The 17717-nt window shown below is 59.8% G+C and carries 19 protein-coding genes; 4 read left to right on the plus strand and 15 right to left on the minus strand.

The annotated features are described in order from the left end of the window. Positions 1-12: 12 nt before the first annotated feature. The 5 genes from ACR0KJ_RS10075 to pnp form a co-directional block, all read right to left on the minus strand. Positions 13-1026: a Hint domain-containing protein gene (locus ACR0KJ_RS10075; RefSeq protein ID WP_170623236.1), complete on the minus strand. Its 1014-nt coding sequence runs from the start codon at positions 1024-1026 to the stop codon at positions 13-15. Positions 1027-1266: 240 nt separating this feature from the next. Further along, positions 1267-1956, minus strand: coding sequence for an outer membrane protein (locus ACR0KJ_RS10080; RefSeq protein ID WP_480626580.1), 690 nt, complete (start codon positions 1954-1956; stop codon positions 1267-1269). A 153-nt stretch (positions 1957-2109) separates the two neighbouring features. Next, positions 2110-2619, minus strand: coding sequence for a helix-turn-helix transcriptional regulator (locus ACR0KJ_RS10085; protein ID WP_480626581.1), 510 nt, complete (start codon positions 2617-2619; stop codon positions 2110-2112). Positions 2620-2642: 23 nt separating this feature from the next. Then, complete coding sequence (locus tag ACR0KJ_RS10090) at positions 2643-2915, minus strand: PepSY domain-containing protein (RefSeq protein WP_480626582.1); 273 nt, start codon at positions 2913-2915, stop codon at positions 2643-2645. 207 nt (positions 2916-3122) lie between these two features. Next, on the minus strand, positions 3123-5273 hold the full coding sequence (gene pnp / locus ACR0KJ_RS10095) for a polyribonucleotide nucleotidyltransferase (RefSeq protein WP_170453626.1): 2151 nt from the start codon (positions 5271-5273) through the stop codon (positions 3123-3125). Between the two features lie 283 nt (positions 5274-5556). On the opposite strand from pnp, the gene ACR0KJ_RS10100 reads away from it, so the two are divergent. Beyond that, complete coding sequence (locus ACR0KJ_RS10100; protein WP_480626583.1) at positions 5557-6315, plus strand: DUF3299 domain-containing protein; 759 nt, start codon at positions 5557-5559, stop codon at positions 6313-6315. Positions 6316-6517: 202 nt separating this feature from the next. Next, entirely contained in the window at positions 6518-8119 is a 1602-nt protein-coding gene (locus tag ACR0KJ_RS10105; protein ID WP_170623230.1) for a BCCT family transporter, read from the plus strand. A gap of 65 nt (positions 8120-8184) precedes the next feature. On the opposite strand, the gene ACR0KJ_RS10110 is transcribed toward ACR0KJ_RS10105, so the two are convergent. From ACR0KJ_RS10110 to rbfA, 7 genes are all read right to left on the minus strand, one after another. Further along, on the minus strand, positions 8185-9276 hold the full coding sequence (locus ACR0KJ_RS10110) for a Hint domain-containing protein (RefSeq protein ID WP_480626584.1): 1092 nt from the start codon (positions 9274-9276) through the stop codon (positions 8185-8187). A gap of 242 nt (positions 9277-9518) precedes the next feature. Next, positions 9519-9788, minus strand: coding sequence for a 30S ribosomal protein S15 (gene rpsO / locus ACR0KJ_RS10115; RefSeq protein WP_170453629.1), 270 nt, complete (start codon positions 9786-9788; stop codon positions 9519-9521). A 143-nt stretch (positions 9789-9931) separates the two neighbouring features. After that, positions 9932-10954 (minus strand): calcium-binding protein, encoded by a 1023-nt coding sequence (locus ACR0KJ_RS10120; protein WP_480626585.1) that lies wholly within the window; start codon positions 10952-10954, stop codon positions 9932-9934. Between the two features lie 95 nt (positions 10955-11049). After that, positions 11050-11553 carry a DUF1643 domain-containing protein gene (locus ACR0KJ_RS10125; protein WP_480626586.1) on the minus strand — a complete coding sequence of 168 codons (504 nt, stop codon included), beginning with the start codon at positions 11551-11553 and terminating at the stop codon, positions 11050-11052. Positions 11554-11574: 21 nt separating this feature from the next. Further along, positions 11575-12480: a tRNA pseudouridine(55) synthase TruB gene (truB, locus tag ACR0KJ_RS10130; protein WP_480583826.1), complete on the minus strand. Its 906-nt coding sequence runs from the start codon at positions 12478-12480 to the stop codon at positions 11575-11577. A 54-nt stretch (positions 12481-12534) separates the two neighbouring features. Further along, entirely contained in the window at positions 12535-13278 is a 744-nt protein-coding gene (locus tag ACR0KJ_RS10135; protein WP_480583829.1) for a phosphodiester glycosidase family protein, read from the minus strand. Continuing rightward, positions 13275-13670, minus strand: a complete 396-nt coding sequence (gene rbfA, locus ACR0KJ_RS10140; RefSeq protein WP_170453633.1) for a 30S ribosome-binding factor RbfA — start codon at positions 13668-13670, stop codon at positions 13275-13277. The genes ACR0KJ_RS10135 and rbfA overlap by 4 nt, the downstream gene beginning before the upstream one ends. 91 nt (positions 13671-13761) lie before the next feature. Here rbfA and dapB point away from each other — a divergent pair, with 91 nt between their 5' ends. Both dapB and ACR0KJ_RS10150 read left to right on the plus strand, forming a co-directional pair. After that, positions 13762-14571: a 4-hydroxy-tetrahydrodipicolinate reductase gene (gene dapB / locus ACR0KJ_RS10145; protein ID WP_170453634.1), complete on the plus strand. Its 810-nt coding sequence runs from the start codon at positions 13762-13764 to the stop codon at positions 14569-14571. Between the two features lie 84 nt (positions 14572-14655). Next, entirely contained in the window at positions 14656-15294 is a 639-nt protein-coding gene (locus ACR0KJ_RS10150; protein WP_480583918.1) for a DUF2306 domain-containing protein, read from the plus strand. On the opposite strand, the gene ACR0KJ_RS10155 is transcribed toward ACR0KJ_RS10150, so the two are convergent. From ACR0KJ_RS10155 to tmpA, 3 genes are read right to left on the minus strand one after another with little or no spacing between them, the layout of a single operon-like run. After that, positions 15281-15949, minus strand: a complete 669-nt coding sequence (locus ACR0KJ_RS10155; protein WP_480626587.1) for an ureidoglycolate lyase — start codon at positions 15947-15949, stop codon at positions 15281-15283. The two genes, ACR0KJ_RS10150 and ACR0KJ_RS10155, sit on opposite strands and share 14 nt — an antisense overlap. After that, positions 15946-16536: a (R)-1-hydroxy-2-trimethylaminoethylphosphonate oxygenase gene (tmpB, locus tag ACR0KJ_RS10160; protein ID WP_480626588.1), complete on the minus strand. Its 591-nt coding sequence runs from the start codon at positions 16534-16536 to the stop codon at positions 15946-15948. The genes ACR0KJ_RS10155 and tmpB overlap by 4 nt, the downstream gene beginning before the upstream one ends. Next, a complete protein-coding gene (tmpA, locus tag ACR0KJ_RS10165) occupies positions 16533-17669 on the minus strand; it encodes a 2-trimethylaminoethylphosphonate dioxygenase (RefSeq protein WP_480626589.1) in 1137 nt (378 codons plus the stop codon). Before tmpA ends, tmpB begins: the two co-directional genes overlap by 4 nt. Positions 17670-17717 lie beyond the last annotated feature (48 nt).

Genomic DNA, 17717 nt, shown 5'->3' on the forward strand with positions numbered 1-17717 from the left:
TTTTCCAGGGGTTCAAGCTGCGTGGGCGGCGGGGCGGGTTATCGACCAGGGATTTTCCAGCCCGCAGTTTAATATAAGCGTGTGCCGCAGCAGGCGTATTTCGAAGGGTTTCAGGACGGGCAGGACGGTGGGGCCGTATCCTTTTGCGCCCTGCCTGAGGGTCGGGAATAGGTTTAGCAGTTCCTTTCGGGTCTCGGCGGTCATCGCGCTGAGCGTCGTGTCGCCCGGATAAAGGGATTCAGACCAGATGCCATCGACATTCACCAGTTCATGCTGATCGAACAGGATATGGATGTAGTCGACGCCTTCATCTGGTGGCAACTGGCGGACAGATTTGCCATCAACCAGATTTTTGGCTGGGGCCAGCATCATTGGGGCGGAACAAAAAAGCTCCATTTTTGGGGAGGAAACCGCGATCCGATGTTGCGGTGAAACCACCAGATCGCGATTGGTGCAGGTGGTTGAAAAATGGTCCGACCTGACCCGGATCGGACAGAGATGCGGGGATTGGCGCAGGTCTTGCCGGGACAGCCTGCGTTTGCCGATCCAGCGGACGGGCCGAACCTGACCTCCGGCAACGATGACGGGATCTCCGGGGCGCAAAGCCTCGACCCGGCGGCGGCCTGTTGGTGTCAGGATCATCGATCCGGAGGTGAAGCAGACAAAGGACGGTAGTGTGCTGTATTCGGTTGGGGGTGTTGATGAGGGCCTGCTGGTGACTGCAATCGTGTCCCCGACGTTGGCCTGACCCGATGTGACAACCACATAGATCGGAGAGGTGAACTGCAATTGGACAAAGGACACAGCCTGCCCGTTGATTTCGCCCTGATAGGTTTCGAACACCTGAAAGCTGGAGGAAGAGTTGTGGAAGTTCGGGACACCGCTGAGATCCAGTTGAGTGCTGGAATCCGAGCTTTGCAGAAACGTGTCATCATCGATGATGTCCGCGCTATATGCGGCTTCGATTGAAACGCTATTGGTGCTGAAGGGGTCCGCGCTGAGTTCGTAGATGGTGATGGAGGCCACGGCGGAACGTCTTCCCAGAATTTACAAAAGTTTTCCTTAAGTTTGGGCTAATTCAACTTATAAGTGTTAACATATGGTTTACTAAACCGAGCGCGCGACCGCATGGATATGGGATGGGGTGAATCCCGAGAACCGGGCTTTCACGGATAACAGGAGTTTTGAAAATACATGCCCCCGCCACTTGGGCGGAGGCACGCCAGGGGCGGCGAAACCGGAGACGAACACCGCCCTTGGTGGGGCTCAGAACCCGTAGCGCAGGCCGAAATTGATGCTGAACGTGTCCAAGTCATCCTCGACCGTTCCCGTCGAAGCGCCGGTGGGGGCCAGACGCGCGGATGAGACGTCGAAGGCACGGGTATAGCGCGCATCAACGGTAAAGGCGGTGTCTTCGTTGATGTCATAGGCGACACCGGCGATCAGCTGTGCCGCGAAATCGGTGCCGCTGTCATCCAGCGTGACGCCGGGGCCGTAGGCGAAATCGATATCAGAATAGGTCGCACCCAGACCGAAACCGGCATAGGGGGTGAAGGCGCTGTTACCCTTTAAGTCGAACAGCACATTGGCAAAGAGCGAGGTTTGGGTCACATCGCCCGAGATATTACCCTCGGCCCCCGGGCCATTTCCGGAGAAGTTGACGCCGTCCACGTTGTTGTCGCGATAGGACAGCTCCAGCTCGATCCGCGTGCCAATGGCGTCATTGGACCATTGAGGGATCTCTTTACCGATTGCGATCCCCAGACCGACACCGCCATCGAAATCGGTGTCGACGGATTCGGAAGCGCCGCCGATGCTGCCGCTGAAGTCGGTATCCTGAAGGTCGCTATAGCCCAGGAAGCCGTGGATATAGGTGCCGTCCGTCAGGCTTTGCGCTGACGCGGCGGTCACACCCAAAATCAGCGCCGCCGAGGTAAGAAGAAGTCGAGAAACCATAATCCATGTCCTTTGTTCCGAATGGTCCATGGCGCTGATGTGGGCAATCGGAGGTCAAAAGGAAGGCGCGCGACCATCACTTCGCGTCACGGGATTTTGGGTGTGGGTGAGTGAATAAGTAGCCCATTGAACAATTGCAGTCGCAGGGCGGGCTTACCCTCGGGATGTTGGTCGTTCCATGAGGGGTTCTGACAGCAGTTCCTCGACAAAGAAGCTGAGCAGTTGCAAGCGGCCGGACACGCCAGCTTTGCGGTATACTGCAGCACTTTGGGCCTTGATCGTACCTTCTTTGGTCTGCCGAAGTTCCGCGATTTGGGCAATCGACAGGCCCTTGAGCGAGAGCAGCGCAACATCGCGTTCGGCTTTGCTTAGCCGCCATTCGTCAAACTGGGTGCCGATAACCTGTGCGAACGCGCCTTGGGCCACGCCAAGCTGCCGTTTTATATCCCGAACGCGCCGGTTCTGGGCGCGGATCAGCGCAATCGCTGCCGCCAATCCACCCAAAAGCGCTATTGAGATCAAAAGTTCAAAACTGTGCAAGTACCGGAAGCCGGCGCTTTCGCCCCCGGTCCAATCCAGCAGTGCATCGGTCAGGAAAAAGGTGGCGCAGAGGGCCTGCACCACCAAAAGGAGCCACAACAAAGACGTTTGCGATATCTTCATGATGCTCCTTCAGGGTCGCGCGGTCAGTCGTCATCCTCTTCAAGTTCAATGGCGGTCACGGTGCCATCGACATTGTTCAGGACCAGTTCAGTTTCCACGCCATCCTTGCTGAGTTCAACCTCGATCTCGCCGTCTTCGAATTCGATCTCTTCGACCACATAGCCCTGCGCCTCCAGCGCCGCACGGATGTCAGCCTCATCCGTCCCCAGTTTTTCGCCCTGCCCCACATTGGCCAGGGCCAGCGCGGGGGCTGCTGCAATCAAACCGGCAAGGGTCAGAATTTTCAGGTTTTCCATATCGCATCTCCTGTTTTTGCGCGTTTCAACGCAATGGAGTTGGGAGGGTGCCCGGATCGTTTCGATTGGGCTTTGGTTGAAATGGATGCAATTGAACCAAGGTTTATGCGTTCGATCAGGCTTTATCAAAGCCCACGGGCGGCAGAGTGGCATAAAAAAGGCCCCGGTGGATCACCGGGGCCTTCATCATTAGAAAAGGGAAGCAGATTACTCTGCGCCTTCCTCTTTCTTTTCTTTCTTTTCGGGAACGATCTCTTCGCCGGTTTCCTGATCGACCACTTTCATCGACAGGCGAACCTTGCCGCGATCGTCAAAGCCCAGCAGCTTGACCTTTACTTCCTGACCTTCCTTCAGAACATCCGACGGATGGTTCAGGCGGCGGTTTTCGATCTGGGACACGTGGACCAGACCGTCGCGCTTGCCAAAGAAGTTCACGAAGGCACCAAAGTCGACAATCTTGACCACTTTACCGGTGTAGATCTGACCCTCTTCCGGCTCGGCCACGATCGAATAGATCATGTCATAGGCTTTCTTGATCGACTCCCCATCGGGCGAGGCGATCTTGATGACGCCGTCGTCGTTGATGTCGACCTTGGCACCCGAGGTCTCGACGATTTCGCGGATGACCTTGCCGCCCGAGCCGATCACTTCGCGGATCTTGTCGGTCGGGATGTTCATGGTCTCGATGCGCGGAGCGTGGACCGAGAATTCGTTGGTCTCGGACAGGGCTTTGCCCATCTCACCCAGAATGTGCATGCGGCCGTCCTTGGCTTGCGCCAGGGCTTTCTCCATGATCTCGGGCGTGATGCCCGCAACCTTGATGTCCATCTGCAGCGAGGTGATGCCGTTTTCGGTACCAGCAACCTTGAAGTCCATGTCGCCCAGGTGATCTTCGTCACCCAGAATGTCCGACAGGATGGCATAGTTGCCGTCATCTTCCAGGATCAGACCCATGGCCACACCGGCAACCGGTGCTTTCAGCGGAACGCCCGCATCCATCATCGACAGCGAGCCGCCGCAGACCGACGCCATCGAGGACGAGCCGTTGGATTCGGTGATCTCGGACACGATGCGGATCGTGTAGGGGAAGTCGGTTGCCGCAGGCAGAACCGCCTGCAGGGCGCGCCATGCCAGCTTGCCGTGGCCGATCTCACGACGGCCCGGGCCACCCACGCGGCCAACTTCACCAACCGAATAGGGGGGGAAGTTGTAGTGCAGCAGGAAGTTCGATTTGAAGTTGCCATGCAGCGCGTCGATGAACTGCTCATCATCACCGGTGCCCAGTGTTGTCACGGCCAGTGCCTGCGTTTCACCACGGGTGAACAGGGCAGAACCGTGGGTACGCGGCAGCATCGAGGTTTCGGCTTCGATGCCACGGATGTCGGTGGTCGAACGGCCGTCGATGCGCTTGCCGCCTTTGACGACGTCACCGCGCAGGATGCCGGCTTCCAGCTTTTTCATCGCCGAGCCGAGGTTCGCGTCTTCCAGCTGTTCCTCGGTCAGCGCTTCCTTGATCGCTTCGCGGGCAGCGGCAACAGCGGCGGTGCGCTCTTGCTTGTCGGTGATCGCGAAGGCGGCGCGCATCTGCTCTTCACCGGCTGCGGCAACAGCGGCGTACAGCTCCGAGTAATCGGGAGCGGCGAAGTCAAACGGCTCTTTCGCGGTTTCTTCGGCCAGCGAAATGATCAGGTCGATGACCGGCTGGATTTGCTCGTGCGCGAAGGTCACGGCGCCCAGCATTTCGGCCTCGGACAGTTCGTACGCTTCCGATTCCACCATCATCACGGCGTCTTTGGTACCGGCAACAACCAGATCCAGACGCTGTTCGGGGTTCAGGCGCAGGTCCTGCATGTCGTCCACGGTCGGGTTCAGGACGTATTCGCCATCCACGAAACCAACGCGAGCACCGGCGATCGGGCCCATGAACGGCGCGCCCGAGATGGTCAGGGCAGCCGAAGCGGCAATCATCGCGACGATGTCGGGGTCGTTGACCAGATCGTGGCTCAGCACGGTGCACATGACCAGAACTTCGTTCTTGAAGCCGTCAACGAACAGCGGGCGGATCGGACGGTCAATCAGACGCGCGGTCAGCGTCTCTTTCTCGGTCGGGCGCGCCTCGCGCTTGAAGAAGCCACCCGGAACTTTACCGGCGGCATAGTATTTTTCCTGATAGTGCACGGTCAGCGGGAAAAAGTCCTGACCGGGCTTTTGTTGCTTGGCAAAGGTCACGTTCGCCATGACGCTGGTTTCGCCCAGCGTGGCGATCACGGTGCCGTCGGCCTGACGGGCAACCTTGCCGGTTTCCAGTGTCAGCGTCTCTTCGCCCCACTGAATCGATTTCTTCGTTACATCAAACATATGCGTATCCTAGAACGGAGCACTCCCGCCCCTGCGGGTCTCCGGTTTGCATGGCGGCCCCATTGCCGCCGACCCCACTTTATCTTCCATTCGAGTGCCGGGGTCAGGGCACAACGTCTCAGATACCGCGCGCATACAGCAGAAAACGTTGGAAGGAAAGCGAAACCGCACAAGGCGGCGGTGGACCGCCATGCCCATAGTGTGACCATTGCTGAACAAGCGTGTGTGGCAAAACACGCAGGATTGCTTACATGATGACACATGTCCCATACCCGAGGATGCCATGACCTTTTGCCTGCGGTTGCTGAGCGTCGCGTTGCTGACCCTGTGGGGTTTTGCGGCACTGGCGTCCCAACCTGTCGAGTGGTCTGATCTGCCGGACCCTGCCGCGCAGGACTTTGAAGACCCGTTTCGCGAGCTGAGCGCCGAGCAGTTTGATGACCTGCGCTTTGCGCTGCGCTTGCGTGGGCGCTTGCAGCAGGATGTCGGCAGCGCGGACGAACAACACAAATGGCAAGAGCTTTTGTCCGAAACGGAACAGGCGCTGGCCGCCGATCAGATCGATATCGACCGGCTCATGTCCCAGCGTGATGCGGTGATTCAGCGTCGCGAGATGGCTGATACCGCCGGGAACCCCAAGGTCGACGATCAGGTTGTCACAATCACCGGCTATGTGATCCCCGCGCCTTCGGATGAACAGGGGCATGGTGTGGCCTATCTGGTGCCTCAGCCCGGTATGTGCAGCCACCTGCCGCCACCCCCGCCCAATCAGATGATCCGTGTCCGGCTTTCGGACCAGTGGGCCCCGACCTTGTATTATGAGCGTGTTCGCCTGACCGGGCGATTGACCATTGCGCCGACGGAGTACGAGATGTTTGTGATCGACGGGCAGGTTCCGATGCGGGCCACGTTCCGTTTGGATGTCCACAACGCCGAACCCTTGGGCAGCGGCGAGGAGCATTTTCAGGAGTTCCTTACGGTGCATGATCGTTTACGCGCGGCGCTTCGGCAGAAATCCGGCGGGCCTGTCGAAGGCCCCTGAACCGGTTTGCGCCCTTTACCTTGATGCCCTGAACAACACATTCCGAAAAAAGAATAATTTTGCCATATTATGATGAGGGTGTAGGCTCGACCCACAAGACCTGCGGTCGCAAGGACGGGAACGCGCCAAGGGACTAGATAAATAAGGCCGTCTTCGACCGAATACCTTGGCGTTTGCACGTAGCAAACTGAGGGAAAGTCGAATGGCTGAAACCAAGAAAATGCTTGATCCGGATCCCCGGATTTATGACTTCGAAACCGAATATGAGCTGGGGCAGGATAACGTCCGGCCATTCGGTCTGGACATACACAATCCGGTCTTCCTGATCTCGAGTATCCTGATCTTTGCGTTCGTCCTGATCGCATTGGCCAATCAGGAGGCCGCGGCCTCGTTCTTTGGCTGGCTTCGGCCCTGGCTGACCAGCACGTTTGACTGGTTCCTTGTGCTCTCGGTCGATGCAATCACCCTGTTCTGTCTGGTGCTGATCGTTCTGCCTGTCGGCAAGGTGAGGATCGGCGGCAAGGACGCCGAGCCTGACTATTCCTATGCCGGTTGGATCGCGATGATGTTCGCCGCCGGTATTGGCATCGGTCTGCTGTTCTTTGGTGTGATGGAGCCGGTCTATTACAACTTCGCCGAAGGCGGCAACGCCGCGCCCTTAGGAATCGACATTGCCGTGCCGGGTAACGAATACGCGGGCATCGTGGGCACGATCCACCATTGGGGCCTTGAAGGCTGGGCGGTTTACGCCGCCGTGGGTCTGAGCCTTGCGATCTTTGCCTATAATCTGGACCTGCCGCTGACCCTGCGGTCGGCCTTTTACCCATTGCTGGGCGAGCGGGTCTGGGGCTGGTGGGGCCACATCATCGACACGCTTGCGGTGTTCGCAACACTGTTCGGCCTCACCACTTCTTTGGGTCTTGGGGCGCAGCAGGTTGCGGCGGGTTTGAATGAGGTGTTTGGCATCGAACCCAGCCCGACTGTGGTTGTCCTGCTGATCATCGGTATCACGCTGATCGCGCTGGGCTCGGTCCTGATGGGTATGGATGCGGGCGTCAAACGGCTGAGCGAGATCAATATGATCATGGCCGTCGGCCTCTTCATCTTCGTGATCGTCGTCACCGGTGTTGGCACAGCTATTGCGCGCTATTTCAACGTCATGGTGGATTACGTGACGCACCTTCCGGCCTTGTCCAACCCGTTCGGGCGCGAAGACACCAGTTACTTCCATGGCTGGACGACCTTCTACTGGGCCTGGTGGATCGCGTGGTCGCCCTTTGTGGGCATGTTCATTGCTCGTATCTCCAAGGGTCGCACGGTGCGTGAGTTTATCCTTTGCGCGCTGCTGGCCCCAACGGCCGTCTGTGCGTTGTGGATGTCGACCTTTGGCGGTGCCGCGATCGACATGCTGAACGCGGGCGGCGCAGAAGGTGTCCGCGCGACAGTGATCGACAGCTACGCCCCCGAAGGCGCGCTGTTCGGTTTCCTGAAAGAACTGCCGCTTTATGGCATCGTGGCTCCGATCGCGCTGATCCTGATCGTGGTGTTCTTTGTCACTTCGTCCGACTCGGGGTCGCTGGTGATCGACACGATCACGGCGGGTGGCAAGATGGATGCGCCTGTTGTTCAGCGCGTGTTCTGGTGCACGCTGGAAGGTCTGGTGGCCATTGCACTGTTGCTGGGCGGCGGATTGTCCGCGCTGCAAGGGGCGGCCGTGTCGACGGGCATTCCGTTCACGCTGGTGGTGCTGATGATGTGCTACTGCCTGTGGTTGGCGCTGAAATCAGAGCACGCCAAGATGTAACCATCTTTAGACACAGAAACGCCCGCCAATCGGCGGGCGTTTTCTTTTGGTCTGTCGCAACCGGATCAGAGGGCAACCGCCTCAAAAGACTTCAACAGGGGTCTGGCCGGGCTGTAGGAGTTGCTGCCCGATGCCCCCAACTCTGGGAACAGGTCCAGAATTTCCGAGCGCAGGTCATGATCCAGACTGCACAAGCCAACGGTACCGGGCAGAAAGCTTTCCGTCGCGGCCCCGTCGCTGAAAATGATCTCGTGCCGGTCAAACAGGATGTGGAAGTATTCGACCTCGGCGCACGGCCGTTGGTAAATCGTTTCGCCATTGATCAGGCTTTTCGCCGCAACCAGACATTCGGTCTCGCCAAACAACATCTCGGCCTTCCAGCCGGACAGCAAAACGCGATGGTTCTGCGAGACCGTCAGGTCGCGGTCATTGCCGATTGCGCCGGCCTGAAACACCACTGGCGCCCGATTGCCCTTGCCAGGAACGCGGCGTGATCCGATCCATCGGACCGGCTGCGCGCCATTATCCTTGGTGACCACCAGATCACCGGCTTGAAGATCTTCCACAGCAACTGGCCCGTCCGGGGTTTCGATCATCGTACCGCGCGCGAAACAGGGTGGCGGCGGGGGAACGTCGAACGAGAAGTCGCCAATCCCCGAGCCGCCTGTGGATGAGCCATCAGGCGACGGGGTCGAGGTAATGATGATCTGAGACACCGGACCAGCGGTCGAAAACGACAGGACGTTAGGGATTGCGGTATCCGGGTCAATCAGAATGTTGCCTGCGGCGTCCTGGGTGATGTTGATCGTCCCGCCGGCGCTTTGAGTGATCGTGATTTCGGACAATGGGATTGGGTTTCCGTCTTCATCCAGAATCAGAATCTGATACCCGTCGTTGAATGACCCGCTGGCGTTTACCCCCCCAAGATCAAACGACAGATTGTTTACGGGGTTTGAAAAGCTGAAATCCGCTGTGTTCGGAGTGGTCGCAAAGTTGGAGTTGATGTCTGCGCCCGAATTTCCGGGGTTGTCGCTCACCCAATCACCGGTGAAATCTGCCGTGATCGTTGTAGAATTTGCCCCGTCCGAAACAACGGTGCTGCCATCCTGGGCCGTGCCCGTACCATCCAGCCATATGGCCTGATCCAGTGTCGCCATCGCGCCTACTCACAAAACTTGTTACCCAACTTGCAGTCGCACGCTTTAGGACCGGTTAAGCGCAACTGCCAAACTTATCATACTACTAATGATGATCGTGTCATTAGCCTGTCGCTTGATCGGCAATTTCTTGACGACTTGCGGTGTGCAAAGGGTTGCCCAAATGCACCAACGCCCACCTGTTGGCGGGCGTCGCGTTTTCTTGAACCGGGTCTCGTGCTCGGGACGAGACGTGCAAACGCTTAGCGGCGGATGCCCAGCTTTTTGATCAGGTCCTGATAGCGCGCTTCTTCCTTGCCCTTCAGGTAGTCCAGCAGTTTACGGCGCTGAGCAACCATTTTCAGCAGACCGCGACGACCGTGGTTGTCTTTCTTGTGGGTCTTGAAGTGTTCGGTCAGGGTGTTGATGCGCGAGGTCAGGATCGCAACCTGAACTTCAGGCGAACCGGTGTCGCCTTCTTTGGTTGCGAATTCTTTCATGACGCGTGCTTTTTCAGCAGTAGTGATCGACATCGGGGTCTCCTTTAAAGGTTAGAGTTAATGGCGCAGGCCGGGATGTCGTCCAGCACAGGCCCATGGAGAAACCCGCACCGATTCCGATGCGGATGGGCGCGTATAGGCGCTTTTTCTGCCAATGGCAAAGGGATTCTGCGAGGCTAGAGCATCTGCCCGTACTGGGCCAGTTGGGCCTCGGTAATCAATCGGATATCGTCGCTGGTCATCCCGTCGGCCCCGTAAAGATGCGCAACCTCCTGCCCGTCGATGACAACGCGGGTCAGGTTGGTGTTCTCTTCGTCCTGCTGGATCTGAATGTCGGGATCGTCCGAGGCGTCCCATGTGATCAGCAACTTGTCCTCACCGGGCTGGAAACCCATGACGGTGACCTCTTCGTCATCCCCTTCGGTGTCGAGGATGATCTGGTCGGCCCCCTGGCCGCCATTGGCCACATCTCCGCCCTGGGCCAGGATCGTGTCGTCGCCGGTGCCACCGTTCAGAAAGTCGGTGCTGGGCGAATTGCCGTCTTCGCCGCCAAACAGCACGTCATCGCCATCACCACCAAACAGCACATCTTCGCCTTCGCCCCCGGATAGTGTGTCATTGCCATATCCACCGTGCAGCGCGTCATCGCCTGCGCCGCCTGCCAGCCTGTCGTCGCCCTGACCACCGTAGAGCGCATCCGCGCCCTCGCCGCCGTCCAGCTCATCGGCGCCGAAATGGCCATACAGCTTGTCGTCTCCTGCATTTCCGGACAGCAGGTCGTCGTCCGCCTCGCCATGCAGAATGTCCGATCCGTGCCCGCCGGACATCACATCCTGACCGTCGCCCCCGTGCAGAACGTCATCGCCGCAACCGCCATTGATGATGTCGTCTCCGCCATAGCCGTTGATCTGGTCGTCCCCCTCCTGCCCGGTGATTTCATCTGTACCGTCAGAGCCTGCGATCACCAGATCACCAAGATGTTCGGAGATTACGGTGCCGGTCGAGATCTCCGGACCCTCGGGTGTTTCAGGTTCTTCAACGTTCTCGCCAATATCCAGAAATTCGCCTTCGGTTGGTTCCTCGGGCGTGTCGTTTATCGGTTCGTCGTCTTCGGGTTCCTCTTCGGTCGCGAACACGTCGCTCATGGCGTAAGCCGCGCCGCCGACGGCGGCCAATCCAAGCAATCCGGCCAGAAACATGGGAACCCTCCGAAAGCACACTGCTCCGAGGTTGAACTATCCCATCCGGCTCCCGGTTTGGTCAAAGCAAGCCTGAGTCCGTGGTTAACCCTTTGTCACCACGCCTCGGGCTGCTGGGTGTATGCGATATAAAGCGGGTGTTTGGGGTGCCCGTCCTTTGTCAGCCCCAAATGAAACAGAGGCTGGCCTGAGCCGCGCAATAGGGTTTCCACCGCCGGGCCGCGTTCCAGATGCGCGCCATGGGTGCCCCAGGCGGCGATCACCTGATCGGCCCATTGTACGCCGTCCAGAATCGCGGCGTCATTCTCGGGCCCCACCGGATCGGCAGCGGCGCGCATCTTGCGCGGGTCGGTGTCGCGCCAGGCAAAGATATTTGTCACCTGAAACGCCCCGAACCCCAGCGCCCGCGCGCGGCGTTCGCAGCGTTCCACCGTTGGGTCGTTCTGCACCTCGGTCGCGGTTGAGGGGTTCAGCATCACAAACAGCGCCTTGCGCCCCGCCGCATTCCAAACGCGGGTCAGGCTATAGCGATACTGCTCGCAATCCGAATAGATGGCGGTCGAGGGCGCGTCGCCCTTGGTATGGGTGCGTGTGATCATGTCTTTCGGCTAGCACAGCGTTCAGGCGACGAACACCCGGCTGGGATGCAATTCGCCGGATTTGTAGATGCCCACGGCCACGGCCTTGCCATCGAGCGAGGCCCAGGCTTCGTCGCCATATTCCACGTCCGACGCTAGCACCATGCCCGGATTGCCGTTGCGCAGGCGGGTGGCACCCTCGGGGGTGCATTTCAGCTCGGGCAGGTCCGACAGGCCGGTTTCCAGCGGATGCAGGTACTCGTCCAGTGCCTCGGTCTTGGCCATCTCGTCGATCTGTTCGATGGACAGGCCGTCTTCGGCCTCGAACGGGCCGGACCAGATGCGGCGGAGTTCCTTGACGTGGCCGTAACATCCCAACGCTGCACCCAGATCGCGCGCGATCGAGCGGACATAGCCGCCTTTGCCGCAGGTCATCTCAAGCACCACGTGGTCTTCGTCGGGGCGGTCGACCACCACCAGTTCCTCGACCCACAGGGGCCGGGCAGACAGTTCCACATCCTCGCCATCGCGGGCCAGCTTATAGGCGCGCTGTCCGTCGATCTTCACGGCTGAGAACTTGGGCGGCACCTGCATGATGTCGCCCAGAAACGGAGCCAGCGCCTGTTTGATATCGTCATCCGAGGGGCGTGCATCGCTTTCCGCAATCACCTCGCCTTCGGCATCGTCGGTATTGGTGGCCTGACCCAGACGCACGGTGAAGGTGTAGGCTTTCAAGGCGTCGGTGATGTAAGGAACGGTCTTGGTCGCCTCACCCAAAGCCACGGCCAGAACGCCGGTTGCCTCGGGGTCCAGCGTGCCCGCATGGCCCGCCTTTTTGGCATCCATCGCCCAACGCACCTTGTTGACTACGGATGTCGAGGTCATGCCCGCAGGCTTGTCCACCACCAGCCAACCGGAAATGTCGCGGCCCTTGCGTTTGCGTCCCATCTTGCACCTTGCCTTTTGCTGAGGCGCGCGGGTTAGCGGATCGTTTTGCCGCTGTCAATTTGTGGGCGTATCTTCCACCACACCCACAATTGGCCCCAGCGAGAACCCCAGATCCGAACGCCCGCCCGCCCGATCATACATGCGCGAGATATTGCCATCGAAGAACAGCGCATTCGGGGTGCCGATCACATCCCGAAACAGGCTGCCGAACTCGTGAAAGGTCACGTAATCCTCCGAGATCGCAAACACCGCCTGCGTTCCATCGGCGCTGGTGCCCACCCCGTTGCGCACATAGAGCGAGGTCGAATCGGGCAGGAAACGCGGATGCAGTTCTCCGTCGATCACCAGCATCGGGCCGGACTGGGTGGCGAACCGGCAATCGGGGGCCTGATCGACATAGGTCAATGTCTCATACACATCGGCGCGACCGTCACGGATGCAGAATACGCCGTTGGGCAACAGGCCGAAATTGCCGGGGCCTGCATTCGGGATCACGCGCATTTGCTCGTGTCCCTCTTCGACATAATGCCCGACGGGCGAGCGGTCGTCGTGGTACATGCCCGCGTTCATCGCAAAGGCCAGTTGCTTACCGCTGGGCGCAAGCGCTTCGTTCACGGATGAAAAATGCCCCAGCACCGCGCCGTTTTCATCATTCAGAAACAGGCGCAGGTCTTCATTGGCGGTGTCCACTTCGCAGACGGTATACCGCTTGTCCTCATGGGTCAGCTTTTCGCAGGTCACCGCGCCCGCCTGCGCCGCCCACATGGCAGCGCCCAACGTGACAAGGGTACGGATCACTCGTCCAGATCGCGGCGCACCGCGTCCTGTTCGAACATGCGGCGGGTATCGTCCAGACGGTCAAATGTATCATCCAGACGGAACCGCAGATCGGGCGAGAATTTCAGGTTCAGTTTCTTGCCAATCACGCGCCGCAGTTCACCTTTGTTGCGGGCCAGCAGTTCAATCACGTCCTCCTGCCCCTTGCCGCCAAGGGGCAGCACATAGGCGGTGGCGATCTTCAGATCGGGCGAGGTGCGCACCTCACCCACTGTGATCGACATGCGGTTCAGGTCGGGGTCGTGGACATCTCCGCGCGCCAGAACCTCGGACAGGGTGCGGCGGATCAGTTCGCCGACACGCAGTTGCCGTTGGGACGGGCCAGGGCCATCGTGGAATTTGTTCTTTGCCATATTCCCGATCTAAGCGCAAAGCAGGGCTTTGCCAAGCAGGCGCGAACGGGGTAGGAGGCTTTGAGCCGACTTAGCGAAAAGGACCAGCGCAATGACCCATATTCCGGGGATCGTCATCACAGGGGCTTCGGGCCGTATGGGGCAGATGCTGATCAAGACCGTGTCTGATAGCGATCAGGCGCGTCTGGTCGGTGTGGTCGAGCGTAAAGGCCACGACTGGATCGGTCAGGACGTCGGTGAAGCGATGGGCGGTCAGGCATTGGGCGTGACTGTAACGGACGACCCTCTGGAGGCATTCGCGCAGGCGCAGGCCGTGATCGATTTCACCGCGCCCGAGGCGACGCTGGATTTTGCCGCACTGGCCGCACAGGCGCGTTGCGTGCATGTGATCGGCACCACCGGCATGACAGACGAACAGATCGCGGCGCTGGAACCGGCCTCGCGCCATGCGGTCATCGTGCGGGCGGGCAACATGAGCCTTGGCGTCAACCTGTTGATGCAACTGACCAAAAAGGTCGCCGCTGCGCTGGATGAGGATTTCGACATCGAGATCATAGAAGGCCATCACCACCACAAGGTCGATGCGCCTTCGGGCACCGCGCTGATGTTAGGCGAGGCCGCCGCCGAGGGGCGCGGCGTCAAGCTGAACGATGTGTCCGACCGGGGCCGCGACGGCATCACCGGCGCGCGCAAACGCGGCGATATCGGCTTTCACGCCATTCGCGGCGGAGATGTGGTTGGCGAACACGACGTCCTGTTCGCCGCACCCGGAGAGCGCATCGTCTTGCGCCATCTGGCCTCGGACCGCGCCATCTTTGCCCGCGGCGCGCTGAAGGCGGCGCTGTGGGGGCAGGGCAAAGCGCCGGGTCAGTATGACATGGTGGATGTGTTGGGGTTGTAGGCCCATAGACGGATCGCCCTAAGGCGCTAAGGTCTGCTTATGCGGATCCTGAAATCTCGTTTGGCAATCGGATTGTTGTTGGCAGTGTTCTATCTGACGCTGCTGCCGTTTGTGGTGCATGGGTTCGGAATGATCGGCCTTGGGCTGTCGCACAATGCGCCCGCGCAAAGCTATTTGTTTGCGGACGGTCAGAGCGTCGGAAACGCGGCGATGATTCTGCATATCTTTGCCGGAACGGTGTTGGTGACGCTGGTGCCCTTGCAATTGATCCGCCCCCTTCGGCAGAGGTTCAATGGGTTTCACCGTGCATTGGGGACGATGCTGATTGCGCTGGCTCTGATCACCGGGCTGGCCGGGATGACCTATATCCCCTTGCGCGGAACAATCGGCGGCCCGGATATGTCCGCGGGCTTTTTCTTGTACGGCCTGTGCCTGTTTACCTCGGCGCTGATGTTGGCGCGCATGGCGATCATTCGGGATCGCGCGGGCCATTGGGCCTGGGGATTACGACTGTTCTGGCTGGCGCTGGGGTCGTGGCTCTACCGGGTGCATTATACGCTTTGGTATCTGCTGACCGGAGGGATTGGGTCAGAGCCCGATTTCTCGGGCCCTTTCGATCTGGTGCAGAACTTTGCGTTCTTTGTACCCTATCTGCTGATCGTTCAGATATGGATCATGCGTAAGCGTTCGGGCCATGAAGGAGTGCTGGTCACACATCCCTGATCTTACCCGCCCGCAAGGGGCAGGCCAGATAGACGCCGAACTCTTTCCCGATATCTGCACTGACGCGGGCATGAACCCGTCCCTGTCGGTCGAGGAACCGCTGGTGGTCTTCGACCGGGAAAATCCCCTCGTGCCAGATGCCGGGGTGGATATAGAGCCCGCGCGAGCCGTCGCACCAGAACGCCACCACCTTGTCGGGCGTCAGGTTGTCTCCGGGCAGGGCGGCGGGGACGATGAAGGGTTTGTTGTCCAGCGGCCAGAACATCTGCCCGCCATCGGGATGATAGTTCATATGCCACAGCAAGACCTGATCGCGGGGCACGGTTTGGCGGTCTGACTGTGCCTGTTGCGGATCGGCGGACCAGCCGAGGACATAGTGACCGTTCACCGCCTCGTTTTCGCCGTACAGTACATCGCCCTGCCAGTCGCCGCGAAAGGTGCCCTCGACCCAGCCGCCTTCGTCACCGGTGCCCTCGTCGATGGGCCGCCAGCCTTGCTGCGGCCAGCGGGTGATCTCGATTTCGAACGTGTCGGGGTCATCGACCAGACAGCCATATCCTTTGACCGTCTCATCCGTCGCGCGGATTAGCGGCACCTCATGCCACGGCAACGAGGGTTTGGAACTGGCCTCGAAAATATATTCCGGCGCGCTCATGCCGACCCCAGATGCCTGTCGACCATCCGCTGCACCATCGGCGCGAAATGGGCGAAATCGGGCGTTTCCATATCGGCGCGTTTGCCGGCCTCGTCCAGATAGCGCACCTGAATGATTTCCTTCAGGTTCGGGTTGGCCTCGAATGCGGCGACTTCCTCGGCGCTCATCGGGCCGCCCTGCAATTCCAGCGTATGGACCGAGGCGGCAGACAGGCGGTTGAAATATTCGGGTTTGGTGGCGCAGAGATAGCGTTTGGCCGCCACGTGATAGCGACAGCAATCGGTGATGACCGAGGGGAAGAACTGCTCCAGCACCTCGGCCCCCGCGTCCTCGTGATGGCGGTCTTCGGTGTCGTCGGGGTGATAGGTGCCGAATTCCGAGGTGAAATGACCAATATCATGCAGCAGCGCGCCGACGATGATTTCCTCGGGCTGGCCGTTCTGCTCGGCGATGGTGGCACCTTGCAGCATGTGTTCGGCCATGGTGACGGGTTCGCCCAGATATTCCTCACCACCGCGACGCTCGAAGATGTCACCGATGAAGGCCACGATATTGTCCCGGTTCAGGGTCGAAAAATCCGGTTTCATTCCGCGGCCTCCGGCTGTGCCATCTCCATCGCTGCCAGTGTGGACAGCAACCCGTCCTTGTCGGCGTAGCAGCCCTGCAACCAGCGCGAGCCTGTGCCGGAATAGCCCAGACGCGCGTGCAGGACGCGGGTGTTATCGACGATAAAGCTTTCGCCCGGTTCCAGCTTGAACGACACGCCCATGGCCGGATCGTCGATGATCTCGCCCAATTGGCGATAGGCGGCGTAATAGGCCTCCATCTGGTCGAACGGGATGTCCACGAACGGGGCAGATGAGCGGTTGTTGAAGCGGATGACGATCAGTTCTCCGTCCGGCGACAACTCGATCATCGGGCGGCGCGAGCGCAGGCAGACGCCGTCCGAACCTTTGTATTCGAACCGGGCGGGGTAGCCTGCCAGCAAGGCAAAGCCTTCGGGGTTCTGTTCACGCAGCTTTTCGGCGGCGCGGAAGCCGTCGACGACGATGGAATCGCCACCTTCGGCTGAGTTCTCAAGACAATAGAGTATTTGCAGCGTCGGCACCGGGTCGCGGTATGGGTTGTCGGTATGCGCCTGCAAACCCAGCCCGGTATAGGCGAGGTTGGTCGGGTTCACCTCAGTCCGGACCTCGAAATAGGGGCCATAGTTGGTCTCGCGCACATAGCCGAAAAGATCGGCCACTTTCAGCAGCGATTCCGGTTTGGTCGGGCCGCTGGTCAGCTTGGCGAAGCCGTATTCGGCGACGGCAGCCAGCCAATCCCGTTTGGCGGCCGGGTTGGCGTGGACCTGATCCCAGTCGCCGCTGGGCGCGGCAATGCCGCGTTCCCAGGTGGTGATGCCGGGGGCGGTGCGGCCGATGTCCTGCGCATGGGCGCGGTCATAGCTGTGGTCGGCCAGCCAGGTGGCGGGGAAGGTGACGGTTTTGCCTTCGGGCTGGAACGTCACGGTCAGATCGCCGTTCACAACCTGTGCTGCGCTGACCGATATGTCGGCAGGAATATCACCGATGGTAATCAGGCGCTGGCCGTTACCGGGCGCGCGGGTCTCAGAGTCCAACGCGTTGTCGCGCAGCCAGATGGCGTGGAAACGGGCCGTGGTGCCGGTGGCGAACGCGACAGTCACGACCGAGGTGTCATGGGTGGCATTGCGCAGCATGGGGGATCTCCTGTTCAGCGCGGGCTTTGGTTGAGGAAATACGCGCCT

It is taken from the genome of Ruegeria sp. AD6, assembly GCF_056542325.1.